This is a genomic window from Flavobacterium olei (genome assembly GCF_039749035.1).
GTDB lineage: Bacteria > Bacteroidota > Bacteroidia > Flavobacteriales > Flavobacteriaceae > Flavobacterium > Flavobacterium olei.
The window spans coordinates 605,761-620,155 of record NZ_JBDKWC010000002.1 but is presented as its reverse complement, the minus strand read 5'-3'; the positions used below and the strand labels follow the sequence as shown (position 1 = coordinate 620,155).

Here is a 14,395-nt window from a genome sequence, read left to right as displayed (position 1 = left end):
GAGCGAAAGACGAGGCTCGAACTCGCGACAACCAGCTTGGAAGGCTGGAGCTCTACCAACTGAGCTACTTTCGCATTAACAGGGTGCAAATATAAAAAAATTTAATCTTTAAAAAAATAAAAATCAAAAATATTTACTTTTTGCAAAAAAAACAGAAACAAAATGTTTTTATTTTTTAGAGCGAAAGACGAGGCTCGAACTCGCGACAACCAGCTTGGAAGGCTGGAGCTCTACCAACTGAGCTACTTTCGCATTGGTTGTGCAAATATAAAAAGAAAGTTAAGTTCAAAACAAGCTTTTTCTCAAAAAAAATTAATTTAAATCAATAATTATTTATAACTTATTTAAAATTAAAAAGTTATAAAAGCAATATTTTTTCAAAAAATCATGATTACAATCAAAGAAATTTCATCAAAAGACACTTATATCGTTAGACAACCTGTTTTAAGAAAAGGAAAACCCATTGAGAGTTGCATCTTTGAGGGTGACGATTTAGAAACAACACATCATTTTGGATTATTTGATGATGAAAATTTAATAGGAATTATTTCCTTGTTTAATAAAATCAACACTATATTTGCCCAAAAAAATCAGGCCCAGATTCGAGGGATGGCGGTTTTAGAAACGCATCAGAAAAAAGGATTTGGCGAAGCTTTGGTCAAACATTGTGAAACCTACTGCAATGCTAACAAAGTGGAATTGATTTGGTTTAACGCCCGAACAGCAGCTGTTGGCTTTTATCAAAAACTGAATTACCAACCCCAAGGTGAATCATTTGATATTAAGGATGTTGGCGAGCATTATTTGATGTTTAAAAAGTTATAATATGAAAAAACTTTACTATTTGGTAGTAATATGCATTTTTATTGGCTGTAAAAAAGACACGCCAAAAGATACTCCTATTGTCAAAAAAAGTACCCCCGCAATTATTCTTACCGATGAGAGAAAAGTTGAAATAGATACAGCATTACTGAATACTTTTAAGAGTGAAACTCTAAAACAATTTTATATAGCATCTGAAAATCAGACCGTCTGGGGAAATCTTAAAAAGCGACAATACGTTTTGTCACAATTAGAGAAATCTGATTTACTTGGCTTAGAGCCTGAAGATTATAGAACTGCCCAGCTTAAAAAATTTGAAACTAAAATTGGATCCCTTAGCGATAAGGATCTGGGAACTTACGATATTTTACTGACGTATAATTTTGAGAAGTATCTAAACCATATTCATAAAGGTAAATTAGATCCTAAAAAACTTTATAACAACTGGGATTTAGACGAAAAAAAATTGGACGTCAATACTATTCTTATTAAAGCTTTCAATAAAAATAAATTAGACAGTATAGTAGAACATATTCAACCTAAAACACAAATTTACAAGCAGTTATTAAAAGCTTTAGAAATTATTAATACTTTTCCGGAGGATGATATAAAAACGATAGAAGCTGCTGAAAAAATTGTTTTAAACGATACTAATGCTGCTCTGATTTCTATTAAGAAAAGGCTTTTGTACTGGAACGACATGACCGGAAAGGACAGTCTTACCAAAATATACGACGAAAAAACTTTTGAATCCGTTAAAAGGTTTCAGGAAAGACATGGCCTTGCTGCTGACGGAGTTATTGGTGCGGGGACTATTCGCGCTTTAAATCATTCTAAGGAAAGCAGAAAAAAGCAAATCATAGCGAATATAGAACGCTGGAGATGGTATAATGCTGAGCTGGCCGAAAACTATTTTATAATAAATATTCCGGATTACAGCTTAAACGTAGTTGAAAATCAAGACACTACTTTGGTGCGAAATGTCGTAGTGGGAACTGCAAAAAGAAGAACACCCATTATCACCTCTTTCCTTAAGACAGTTGTTTTTAACCCAACATGGACCGTTCCTCCTACTATCTTAAAAGAAGACGTAGTTCCGGCTATGAAACGCAACAGAAATTACCTGGCAAAGAAAAACATCACGATTTATAACTCGTCCGGAAATGTTGTTGACCCAATGGCCTGGAACGAAAACAAGCCAAACAATTATCGGTATGTACAAAGTCCGGGATACAATAATTCGTTGGGACTGGTAAAAATATTATTTCCAAATCACCACACGGTTTACCTTCATGACACGAACCACCGTAATATTTTTGGAAGAAACAACCGCTCTATGAGTTCGGGCTGTGTACGTGTTGAAAACCCTCTGGAACTGGCACAGCATATTTTGGATGTGGAAGGGAACTGGCCTCAGGACAGAATTGATACCATTATTGCAAGCAAGAAAACAATGAGTTTTAAAATCAAAAAGAAATATGCTTTATATCAATGGTACTGGACGGCATGGAGCAAAAAAAATCAGCTCCAATTTAGAGCTGATATTTATAACTTAGATTCGGATTTATATGATAAATTAAGAAATTAATCTTTCTTCCATCGCAAAAGTTCTCGATGGATGATAGATATATAAACACGATTTGTCTTTTATTAACTGAATGATTTCATTAGTCATTTCTACCGGAAGCGCAGGACAACCCTGACTTCTGCCAAGTCTTTTATGATTTCTGATGAAAGATTCGGATACGTAATCTGCACCATGCATTACAACGCCTCTTTCGCGTGCATTGTCATTTACGCCATTTTCTAATCCGTCTAAACGCAAAGAAGCACCATGTTTTCCCTGATATATTTCACCAGTGGAGTAAAAACCTAAACTACTTTTAAATGATGAATTAAGATTTGAAAATGCAGAAGCAAATTCTTCACCAGTATTTCTTCCGTGTGCTACAAGAGAATTGAACAAAATGGTGTTAGTTGTTAAATCAATTACCCAAAGACGTTTGGTATTTGATGACATACTAAAATCAATAAGTGTCAAAATATTTTTCTTGATAACTCCCTTTTCTTTCAACAAATAAAATCCCTTTAAAGCCTCCGAAAAAGTTTTAAGCTCAGGCATTTTGTAATTGTTAGAATTTAAGGCATTGTAAACGCTTTCAACTTTAGAATCAACCGTTACTTTCTCAACTTTAGCGATTGTCTTTACAGTAGCATTTTTAAGATCAGTAGTGTTTTTTGTATCTTTTCCAAAAGACAACAGCAAAAACACAAATAGTGGATAAATTTTGTAAATCATTGAACTTCTTTAGGTTAAACAAAAAATTTGGGTAAGGCAAAAGTAGAAAAAAATCGACCCGTGAAAAATATAATGCTGGTTTTCAGGCGTTTTTTGCCTAAATTTTAACATAATTAACATAAAAACGTGATTTATGTAAGATTTCTTCTTATGGGTAAAATCTTAACATTTTTACGATTTTTCTTAAAAAAAAATAAAAAAAGTGGAAATCTTGAAACTTTCTGTCTAACAAATAGAACAAATTGATGTCTATTATGGCTACATTAATGTTGTTTTTCTATTATTCGGTTCCAAAATCAATGAAAAAAATCATTTTCTTCTACTTTGTCTTTTCTGCATTATTTAGTTATGGTCAGAATTCAAAAAAAACGATTCAGGCGAAGGTTACTTCGCAGTCTATTTTCATTGATGGAAAATTAGAAGAGCAGGCGTGGGAAAGTGCTCCGATTGCTACAGATTTTGTAATGCTCGAGCCCGATAACGGAAAAGCAATTCCGTATGAAAAACGTACCGAAATTAAAGTCTTATATAATAATGACGCGATTTATATAGGCGCAATGATGTACGATAATGAGCCGGCTAAGATTCTGAAAGAAATTTCACAACGTGATAATTTCGGCACTGCAGATCTTTTTGGCGTCTTTATAAATGGCTTTAACGACGGCCAGCAGGATTTTATGTTTTACGTTTCTGCTGCCGATGTTCAGGGCGACTGCATTATGACCGATGCAAATGGCGAAGATTATTCCTGGGACGCCGTCTGGATCAGTAAAGCTGCAGTAACAGAAAACGGATGGATTGTTGAAATGAAAATTCCATATTCAGCCTTACGTTTTTCTGCAGAAAACAAACAAACATGGGGAATTAATTTTTTCAGAGAAATTAAACGGGAACGTTTTAAATATACCTGGAATTTTGTCGACAGCAAAATAGGAACTTTTACACAACAAACCGGAATTCTGGAGGGAATTGAAAATATTAAACCGCCCACCAGATTGTTTTTTATGCCTTATGCCTCCTACTACTTAAATGCTGCAGACGGACAAAAAACTTACGGAACCATGAAAGGCGGAATGGATATTAAATATGGTATAAACGATGCGTTTACCATTGATGCTATTTTAATTCCCGATTTTGGGCAGACAAAATACGACGATCAGATTCTAAATCTTGGTCCGTTTGAACAGCAGTTTAACGAAAACCGCGCATTCTTTACAGAAGGAACAGATTTATTCAGTAAAGGAAATATGTTTTATTCGAGAAGAATTGGAGGCGCGCCCTCTGTAGATCCTTCGTTAAACGAGAACGAAGAAATTTTAGAATTACCCGCCAACGTTAATCTGGTGAATGCCTTAAAATTATCCGGCAGAACCAAAAACGGATTAGGGATTGGTGTTTTGAATGCCGTGACAGAAAAAACTTTTGCTGTTATAAAAAATACTGAAACGGAAGAATCCAGACGCGTCGTGGTAGAGCCTTTAACTAATTATAATGTTTTGGTTTTGGATCAGCGTTTTAGAAAAAATTCATCGGTAACTTTTATCAATACGAATGTGACAAGAAACAGCCATTTTAGAGATGCAAATGTTACCGGCCTTGCTTGGGATCTCAACACTAAAGCCAACACATACAGTTTGTTTGGTAATGTAAAATACAGCCATATTAATGATTTTGAAGATAAAAATGGTTTTTATTCCACTGTAAGTCTGGCAGAAACAAGTGGGAATTACAGATACAGTGTGGGTTCTGATTTTGTAACGAAAGATTTTGATCCTAATGATCTCGGAATCAACTTTTACACTAATTATTATAACTTTTACGGAAATGCCAATTACAGAATTCTAAAACCAACAAAACGCTTTAATACTTTTAGAATTAACTATAATATGTATACCGAATTTAATAAGGAATCCGGAAAACTACAGGATAACAGCATCAATGCAAATTTAAATCTTACCACAATAAAAAATAATTATTACGGCGGTGGAATTACATTTTATCCACTGGAAATCAACGATTATTACGAACCGCGTGCAGAAAACCGATATGTTGTAATTCCCAGAAAAATAGAATCCTGGGGAAGTATTTCGACCAATTACAATCATAAATTTGCGATTGATCTTAATGGTACTCTGAATATTTTTGATGAATCGGAAAGACTAACTTATGGTTTTGATATTGGTCCGAGATACCGCTTTAGCGACAAACTTTTATTGACTTATTTCTTTAGCTATTTGAGAAAGAATAACAATAAAGGCTATATCGATCAAATCGATGATGATGAGAATTCAAATACTCCAAACGAGATCATTTTTGCAAACCGAAATGTAATTACCTACTCTAATACTCTTGGAGGTAAGTACGCGATAAACAGCGCAATGACTATTAATCTCTCTGTTCGCCAATACTGGTCGTATGCCGATAATAAAGACATTTTGGCTTTGCAGCAAGATGGAGATTTTATTGCTTACCCGCAATATACGATCAATAAAAATTCAAGTTTTTATTCCTGGAATGCAGATTTATCTTATTCGTGGTGGTTTGCTCCCGGAAGTCAGCTTTCTGCATTATACCGAAACAACGCTTCTAATTTTGAACGCATTATCGATAAAGATTTCAGACATAACGTTTCGGGACTTTTAAATAATGATGCATTAAAACACATCTTTTCGATAAGTGTAAAATATTTTATTGACTATAATGCTGTCAAAAATAAAGTAAGAAAAAGAGCTTAGCGTGAATTAATTTTAAAAAATAAAGACTTCTATAATTAAATTACTATTTTTTATGAGGCTTCATTTTATTAAATATAAATGTAACAAAGCTTTCTTGCCAATTTTAGAAATGACTTATCTTTGTAGAAAACAAAAAAGTAATGAACAAAAAAGTTATCCTTATGATTTTAGATGGTTGGGGAAAATCTCCTGACCCTAAAGTATCTGCAATAGACAATGCAAATGTTCCTTTTATAAACAGTCTTTATAAAAATTACCCAAGCGCCCAGCTAAGGACTGACGGTTTAAACGTTGGTTTGCCTGAAGGACAAATGGGAAACAGCGAGGTTGGACACATGAATCTTGGCGCCGGAAGAATTGTATATCAGGATTTAGCTAAAATAAACTTAGCCGTAGAACATAAAACTTTAGCAAAAGAGCAGGTTTTAATTGACGCTTTTACTTATGCTAAAAACAACAATAAAAAAGTACACTTTTTAGGATTAGTTTCAGATGGTGGTGTTCACTCACATACTTCACACCTTCGCGGATTAATCGATGCTTCTCAGGAATATGGTTTAGATCAGGTTTATGTTCACGCTTTTACAGACGGACGCGATGTTGACCCGAAATCGGGAGCAAAATACATTCACGATCTGGAAGATTATATTAAAGATACTCCGGTAAAAATTGCTTCAATCGTTGGACGCTACTATGCAATGGATCGCGACAGACGTTGGGAACGTGTTAAATTGGCTTACGATTTAGTGGTGAACGGAATCGGGATTCCGTCTACAAATGCCGTAAAAAGCGTTCTTGAAAGCTATGAGCACGATGTCACAGACGAATTTATCGCACCGGTTGTAATGGTCGATGAAGAACAAAAACCTCTTGCTACTATTATTGAAGGTGATGTGGTAATTTTCTTCAACTTTAGAACAGACCGCGGACGCGAACTTACCGAAGCATTATCACAACAGGATTTCCATGAGCAGAACATGCACAAATTAAACCTTTACTATGTAACGCTTACAAATTATGACGAAACTTACCAGAACGTAAAAGTAGTTTACAATAAAGATAATATTACCGAAACTCTTGGTGAGGTTTTAGAACAAGCAGGTAAAAAGCAAATCAGAATTGCAGAAACGGAGAAATATCCGCACGTAACTTTCTTCTTTTCTGGCGGACGTGAAGTTCCTTTTGAAGGCGAATCTCGTATTTTGAGAAATTCTCCAAAAGTTGCAACATACGATTTACAGCCGGAAATGAGTGCTTATGAGCTTACAGATGCCCTTGTTCCTGAATTGAACAAAGGTGAAGTTGACTTTGTATGTTTAAACTTCGCAAACGGCGATATGGTTGGACACACCGGAATTATGGACGCAGCAATTAAAGCTTGTGAAGCTGTAGACGTTTGTGTTAAGAAAGTTATCGAAGCTGCGCTTGCGAATGATTACACTACAATCGTAATTGCCGATCACGGAAATTGCGAGACAATGATTAATCCTGACGGAAGTCCGAATACAGCACACACTACAAACCCAGTGCCGATTATTTTAGTTGACAAACACTTAAAAAATATTCAGGATGGTGTGTTAGGTGATATTGCTCCTACTATTTTAGAATTAATGGGCGTTCAGCAGCCAAATGCAATGACTTGTCATTCGTTGTTGTAGTTTTCGAACTTATAAGAGTGATGTAAGTTCACTTAAATAAAATCTCGCAAAGTCGCGAAGTCGCAAAGAATTATAAACTTGGCGTTTTTGTGACTTTGCGAGATTATTTTTTTTATATAAATCCTATAAGTGATTTTTATATGATTTATCTGATTGTCACCTTGAGCGAAGTCGAAGGCTTATGATGCAAAAAGGCTTCGACTTTGCTCAGCCTGACAATTTACAATAACAAATGATACAATTGCTCCACACCAAAAATTATAAGTCCAATAATACCCCCAACTAAAGTTCCGTTGATTCTGATGTACTGAAGATCTTTTCCGATTTCTAATTCCAGTTTTTCTGAGACCTCTTTTCCGTCCCAGCTTTTTACGGTGGATGAAATCAAATCTCCAATTACTTTTTTGTTGTTCAAAAGAACAGCCAGCAGATCATTTTTGATGAAACTGTTTATTTTTTCAAACATAACGGGATCTTCTTTTAAGCCATTTCCAAAAGTCTGAATTAATCCTGCGATACTGTTTTTAATGGCCGAATGATCACCTTTATTTAAATCAGTTGTGATAGAAAGTTTTATTTCGTCCCAAATTCCGTTAATATAATCCTGGACTTCTTTTTTTCCGACAAAACCTAAAATCACATCGTTGATTTTAATTCTCATTTCTTCTGAGTTTTTTACTTTTTCTAAAAAGTCAAAAATATATTCGTCAATTTTTAAACGTACTGCACTTTCAGGATTTTTAGCTTCATCCAGAAAATCCTGCAAACCATTAAAAACACCTTCTGTTATACTTTTATCCGCGAGGCCGAAACTGAGAAACGGAGTTGATGATTTTACCTTTTGTCTAATTAAATCTTTATTATTTGTGAGTTCGCTGCTCATTACTTCCAGAAGATTGGTCAGCATTTGATTTTTGAGATCTCCTTTTTGCAAAGGCTCCAATGCAACCGCAACCCAGTTACCAAAATTGATACCTTCCATTTTTTCTTTAAACTGAACCTGAATAAAGCGCTTTATATCTTCGTCTTTAATTGCTTTCAAAATTCCGGGAATGATGTTTACAGCCACAACGTCTGCCACTTTATTGGCATTTTCCCCCTGCGAAAGCCAATCTGAAGCTTTAGAAGCAAAGTTAAATTCGTCTAATTTAATTTCCAGTTTTTCCTTGTTCAGAAATTCTTCTGAGACAAAGTTTCCCAGATTTTCACCAATCTCATTTTTCTTGGTCGGAATAATTGCGGTATGCCAAATCGGAATTCCCAAAGGATGACGAAATAAAGCGACCACAGCAAACCAGTCGGCGATCCCGCCTACCATTGCGGCTTCACTAAAAGCCTGAAGTATTGGAATTTTAAAATAAATAGCAATGATAAAAAGTAAAACTGCAATTCCTAAAAGTGCCAGAGCATTCTGCTTCATTTTACGTAAAGCTTTCACTTTAACTATATCCTGATCTGTGATTGTTTCCATGATCGTAAACGTTTTTACTACTAATTTAAGGCTTTTTGATGAAATAATTATCTAAAAAAAGCTTCAAAGAATTATATGAATTTTGACTAATTCATTTTATTTTGAATTTCAATTCATTTATTCGTGAAAATTCGTGCGATTCGTGGCAAAAAAACACCAAAAAATATCATTAAAAATTGTACTTTTGCGAACTGAAAATGGAAAAAATATGATTATCCAAAAAACTAGAGAGGAAATCGAATTAATGCGCGAAAGTGCTTTAATCGTATCAAAAACATTAGGTATGATTGCTTCTGAAATTAAAGAGGGAGTTACTACATTATATCTTGATAAATTAGCCGAAGAATTTATTCGCGATCATGGTGCCGTACCAAGTTTTCTTGGTTTGTACGATTTTCCGAATTCGCTTTGTATGAGTCCTAATGCTCAGGTTGTTCACGGTATTCCTAATAATGTCCCTCTTAAAAGTGGTGATGTTATTTCAGTAGATTGTGGTGCATTTAAAAATGGTTACCATGGAGATCACGCTTACAGTTTTGAGATTGGTGAAGTTGCTCCTGAAGTTAAAAAATTGCTCCAGGTAACAAAAGAATCTCTTTATGTTGGTATAAGAGAATTTAAAGCCGGAAATCGTGTGGAAGATGTTGGAAATGCGATTCAGAAATATACGGAAGCTCACGGTTACGGCGTTGTTCGTGAATTGGTCGGACACGGCGTTGGGCAGAAAATGCACGAAGAACCGGAAATGCCAAACTACGGAAAACGCGGACGCGGAAAACTTTTTGTAGAAGGAATGGTTGTCGCAATTGAGCCGATGATCAATATGGGAACAAGAAACATCAAACAACTTAAAGACGGCTGGACAATTCTGACTGCAGACGGAAAGCCAAGTGCTCATTTCGAACATGACGTTGCTTTGATAGACGGTAAACCAGAATTGTTATCGACTTTCCAATATATCTACAAAGCTTTAGGAATTGTAAGCAATGAAGAAGATGAGTTTAGACAAGTGCCATTAGTACTGTAAGAATTCCACGAAGATTCACAAAGATATACGCTGAGATACACAAAAATTATTTTATACGCCTTTTGAAAAATGTATTTGAAAAATGAAGTATCGCAAGACGAACTAAATACTATCTCATATAAAATTATAGGTTTAGCAATTGAAGTTCACAAACAACTAGGGCCTGGTTTACTAGAATCTGCGTACCAAGAATGTTTATATTACGAAATTGTAAATGCTGGATTAGCCGTAGAAAGGCAGAAAATTTTACCTATAATTTACAAGGATATTAAACTGGATCATGGTTATAGAATTGATCTGTTAATTGAAAACAAAATTGTAATCGAACTAAAAACTGTCGAAACTTTTACAGATGTACATTTTGCACAGATATTAACTTATTTAAAACTTGGTGAATATCCTTTGGGTTTGCTTATTAATTTTCATTCAAAAATTTTAAAAAATAACATAAAAAGATTTATAAACACTTAGCGAAACTCTGTGTTCACTTTGTGTAACTCTGCGAAACAACCCCACATGAAAAAACTTTTTAAATTAGTTTTAAATACCATTCCAAGACCATTATTAATTCGTATGAGTTATGTGGCCCGCCCGATTTTAGCTTTCTCTTTAAGAGGAGATAAATTTACAGATCCTATTGATGGCAGAAGTTTTAAATCATTTTTGCCTTACGGATACGGAAAACAGCGTAACAATGTGCTTTCGCCAAGTACGCTTTCTTTGGAGAGACACCGTTTACTCTGGCTGTATTTAAACGATCAGACTGATTTTTTTACAGCACCGAAAAAAGTATTGCATTTTGCTCCGGAACAGGCTTTTTACAAAAGATTCCGCAAGCAGAAAAATCTGGATTATACCACAACAGACTTACTTTCGCCCTTGGCAGATGTAAAAGCAGATATCTGTAATCTTCCTTTTAAAGATAATGAGTACGATGTTATATTGTGTAATCACGTTTTAGAACATATTCCGGACGATACGAAAGCCATGCAGGAATTATTTCGAGTTTTAAAACCTGGCGGAATGGCTGTTTTGCAAATTCCACAGGATTTAAACAGAGCGGTAACTTTTGCAGATGATTCTATTACAGACCAAAAAGAACGTGCCAAAATATTTGGACAATATGATCATGTACGTGTTTACGGACGTGATTATTTTGACAAATTAAGAAGTATAGGTTTTATTGTCATAGAAGAAGATTATACCAATAAAATTGCTCCCGAACTGGTTGAAAAATATTGTCTGGCTAAAGGCGAAATTATCCCCCTTTGCTTTAAACCGGAAAATTAGTTTTTAAACCAAATAAGCAATAAAAATACATTCTTAAATACTAATCAATAAATAGATTTTTTCTGTTTGCTGATTAGTATTTATTTTTTAAACCTACAGAATTCCCCAAAATTCTACTAAACCAAACCATAAATCTTGGAAAATTTATTTCAATTCTGTTTTGACATCAGTTTTGATAAAAACCTGAATGTCTATCTTCCGACGGCATATATTATTGAAGGAATCGATGAAATTAAATATTTAAACAAAAAAGCGACTAGAGATGTAATCGAAAGTTTTGGAATTGTTTATGAAAATCTGGATTCCAATACCAAAAAAATATTGACGTCTTGCGAATCTTTAAAACCGGAATTTATTTTCAAAAAATTTAGTTCAAAAATAAAATCTGCCAAAACAATTGCCGATTTACAGAAAGATTCCAAAATTGACTTTGCGATTCGTCAGCATTTAAAATTTCATTTAAGTTCTTTTTACAATTTAATTGTGCAGGAACAATTTCCGTTATGCCTGAATATCGGACCTGAAAAAGATTTTTATCGTGCAAAAATCACTGTTACTTCAACTGAATTTGAACCTCAGATTCAATTTGACAAACATGATCTGGGAATTACCTATACCCTTTCTTTAAAAGAAAACGAAATTACTTTTCTGCCAATGGATAGCAATATCGAAATTATTTTGGATGAGCCGGGCTGGCTGGTTGTCAACAAGAAATTAGGTCGTTTAAAAGAGCTTAATTCTAAGAAACTGATGCCTTTTCTAAAGAAAAAATCAATTGAAATCCCCGCCAAATTAGTTGATGATTATTTCAAAAGCTTTATTCCGCAGATCGCAAAAAAAATTGATATCGAAGCAAATGGTTTTGAAATTGAGCTTCGCGACAAAATTATTTCGTGCAGCATCCAGCCCGTCTATGATTTCTTTAAAAACTGTTATTATCTTAATCTCTATTTTGATTATAACGGCTATATTTTTGATTCGGGCAAAACAAAGAAAACACATTCTTTTGTTGATTTCAGCATAATTAATGAACCCAAAATAATTCAGTTTAAAAGAAGTGCTGACGAAAATTTATATGCTGAAAAACTAAATGAAATTGGATTTATAAAAATAAAAAATGAATTATTTGGGTGGAAATCAGAATCAGAAATTGAAGATCCTTTCGCCAATATTCAATTGGTTATAGATTATAAGGAAAAACTGGAAAGTTTAGGTTTTACTATCGAAAATCTAAAACTCGAAAGCAAAGAAATTATTACCGAAAACCATACTGTTTCTGCTTCCAAAGAGACCACTGGCGACTGGTTCGATATCCGGATAATCATTACTATTGGAAATTACACTGTCAATTTCACCGAAATTATTCCCAATCTAAAAAGCAAGGAAAGACTTTTCCAATTGCCGGACGGGAACTATTTTTTAATCCCGCTGGAATGGTTTAGCAAATACGGTTCTCTGGCAAAATTAGCAAAGACTGAAAACGGAGCGATTCTTTTACGGAAGACTAATTTTACAGCTTTAGATGCTATTCCCGAAATCCAAAATGAGGTGATCAGTAAAGCAGAATATACTTCTTCCGAATTATTAAAAGCGACGTTAAGACCCTACCAGCTCGATGGCGTAAAATGGCTTTTAAGTCATTATAATTCTAATCTCGGTGCATGTCTTGCCGATGATATGGGACTTGGAAAAACACTGCAGACGTTAGCCGTTTTAATTGCCGTACAGGAACAATTGGGTTTTACGACCAAAACCACCAATTTTGACTTATTTGCCAACGAAACGACTATTGAAAGAGAACCATTAAAGGCGTTGATTGTGCTGCCGTCTTCACTGGTTTTTAACTGGTACAATGAAGCGGGAAAGTTTACACCTCATTTTTCGAAAATGCAATATGTAGGCAACGACAGAAAACAATTAGTCAGCAGATTAAATTCGACTGATTTGATTTTTACGAGTTACAGCATCATTCATCGTGACATTTCGATTTTAGAAAAATACGATTTCCGATATTTGATTTTAGACGAAAGTCAATACATCAAAAATAAAAATTCTAAGATTTTCAAAGCGATTAATAAAATCAGTACAGGTCATAAAATTGCGCTGAGCGGAACTCCGATCGAAAATTCGCTTGACGATTTATGGTCGCAAATGGAGTTTATAAATCCGGATATCCTGGGCAGTTATGCTTTTTTTACAGAGCATTTTAAAAACCCGATTGAGAAAAAACAGAATGAAGAAGTTCTTACGGAATTAAAAAACCTCATCCAGCCTTATATTTTAAGAAGAACCAAAGAACAGGTTTTAAAAGATTTGCCAGAATTAACCGAGCAGATTTATTACTGCGACATGGATCCGGAGCAGGAAAAATTATACGAGAAAGAAAAATCCAAAGCCCGTAATTTTTTATTAAAAACAGACGGATCAGGTCCAGACAAAATAAGTATTATAAATACTTTAATGAAATTAAGACAGCTGAGCAATCATCCTAAAATGATCGATCAGGAATCTGAGATTGATTCGGGAAAATATATGGCCGTTACAAACTATCTGGAAAGTTTAGTAAAAGGAAAACAAAAAGCGATTATTTTTAGTTCGTTTGTTACCAATTTGCATTTTTATACCGACTGGTGCAGGCAAAATAAAATTGCGTTTTGTGAAATTACCGGAGAAACACCTTCTGCAAAAAGAGAGCAGCAGGTCAGACAGTTTCAGGAGAAAGAGGAGCCTTTATTATTTTTCATTTCGCTTAAAGCGGGGGGCGTTGGTTTGAATATTACCAAAGCTTCCTATGTTTTATTTTTAGATCCCTGGTGGAATCCTTTCGCAGAGAAACAAGGAGTGGGAAGAGCACATCGAATCGGACAAATGAATAAAGTAAATGTGATTCGTTTTATATCTAAAAATACAGTAGAAGAGAAAATTATAAAATTACAGGAGAATAAAAAATTATTGTCGGATTCGCTTTTAGAAGAAAATTTTATTAACAACGAAATAGAAAGCAACTTAAAATATATTCTGGATTCTGATAATTAAATCCAATAGATTGGCTTATTTTTCGTTATATAAAATTGTTATATTTACAATCTTACA

10 protein-coding genes and 2 tRNA genes are annotated in these 14,395 nt (G+C 34.3%); 8 read left to right on the top strand and 4 right to left on the bottom strand.

The features are described 5' to 3' along the window. Position 1: 1 nt before the first annotated feature. Together ABEB31_RS06640 and ABEB31_RS06635 are read right to left on the bottom strand one after the other, a co-directional pair. Positions 2–74 (bottom strand) — tRNA-Gly (locus tag ABEB31_RS06640). A gap of 105 nt (positions 75–179) precedes the next feature. Next, positions 180–252, bottom strand: a tRNA-Gly gene (locus tag ABEB31_RS06635). A 135-nt stretch (positions 253–387) separates the two neighbouring features. Between ABEB31_RS06635 and ABEB31_RS06630 the strand changes: the two genes are divergently transcribed. Both ABEB31_RS06630 and ABEB31_RS06625 read left to right on the top strand, forming a co-directional pair. Beyond that, on the top strand, positions 388–825 hold the full coding sequence (locus tag ABEB31_RS06630; protein WP_347050561.1) for a GNAT family N-acetyltransferase: 438 nt from the start codon (positions 388–390) through the stop codon (positions 823–825). Between the two features lies 1 nt (position 826). Further along, positions 827–2,410, top strand: coding sequence for a L,D-transpeptidase family protein (locus ABEB31_RS06625; RefSeq protein ID WP_347050560.1), 1,584 nt, complete (start codon positions 827–829; stop codon positions 2,408–2,410). Here ABEB31_RS06625 and ABEB31_RS06620 read toward each other — a convergent pair. After that, positions 2,399–3,121 (bottom strand): murein L,D-transpeptidase catalytic domain family protein, encoded by a 723-nt coding sequence (locus ABEB31_RS06620; RefSeq protein WP_347050559.1) that lies wholly within the window; start codon positions 3,119–3,121, stop codon positions 2,399–2,401. The genes ABEB31_RS06625 and ABEB31_RS06620 overlap by 12 nt on opposite strands. A 299-nt stretch (positions 3,122–3,420) precedes the next feature. On the opposite strand from ABEB31_RS06620, the gene ABEB31_RS06615 reads away from it, so the two are divergent. Together ABEB31_RS06615 and gpmI are read left to right on the top strand one after the other, a co-directional pair. Further along, positions 3,421–5,856 (top strand): DUF5916 domain-containing protein, encoded by a 2,436-nt coding sequence (locus tag ABEB31_RS06615; protein WP_347050558.1) that lies wholly within the window; start codon positions 3,421–3,423, stop codon positions 5,854–5,856. Between the two features lie 140 nt (positions 5,857–5,996). Next, the gene (gene gpmI / locus ABEB31_RS06610) at positions 5,997–7,514 is read left to right on the top strand and encodes a 2,3-bisphosphoglycerate-independent phosphoglycerate mutase (protein ID WP_347050557.1); all 1,518 of its coding nucleotides are present in this window, start codon (positions 5,997–5,999) and stop codon (positions 7,512–7,514) included. Positions 7,515–7,734: 220 nt separating this feature from the next. Here gpmI and ABEB31_RS06605 read toward each other — a convergent pair whose 3' ends face one another. Then, positions 7,735–8,985, bottom strand: coding sequence for a DUF445 domain-containing protein (locus tag ABEB31_RS06605; protein ID WP_347050556.1), 1,251 nt, complete (start codon positions 8,983–8,985; stop codon positions 7,735–7,737). 208 nt (positions 8,986–9,193) lie between these two features. Between ABEB31_RS06605 and map the strand changes: the two genes are divergently transcribed. The 4 genes from map (at position 9,194) to ABEB31_RS06585 (ending at position 14,338) form a co-directional block, all read left to right on the top strand. Next, positions 9,194–10,012: a type I methionyl aminopeptidase gene (gene map, locus ABEB31_RS06600; RefSeq protein ID WP_347050555.1), complete on the top strand. Its 819-nt coding sequence runs from the start codon at positions 9,194–9,196 to the stop codon at positions 10,010–10,012. 75 nt (positions 10,013–10,087) lie between these two features. After that, a complete protein-coding gene (locus tag ABEB31_RS06595; RefSeq protein WP_347050554.1) occupies positions 10,088–10,483 on the top strand; it encodes a GxxExxY protein in 396 nt (131 codons plus the stop codon). Positions 10,484–10,528: 45 nt separating this feature from the next. Further along, the gene (locus ABEB31_RS06590; protein WP_347050553.1) at positions 10,529–11,302 is read left to right on the top strand and encodes a methyltransferase domain-containing protein; all 774 of its coding nucleotides are present in this window, start codon (positions 10,529–10,531) and stop codon (positions 11,300–11,302) included. Positions 11,303–11,437: 135 nt separating this feature from the next. After that, the gene (locus tag ABEB31_RS06585) at positions 11,438–14,338 is read left to right on the top strand and encodes a DEAD/DEAH box helicase (protein ID WP_347050552.1); all 2,901 of its coding nucleotides are present in this window, start codon (positions 11,438–11,440) and stop codon (positions 14,336–14,338) included. Positions 14,339–14,395 lie beyond the last annotated feature (57 nt).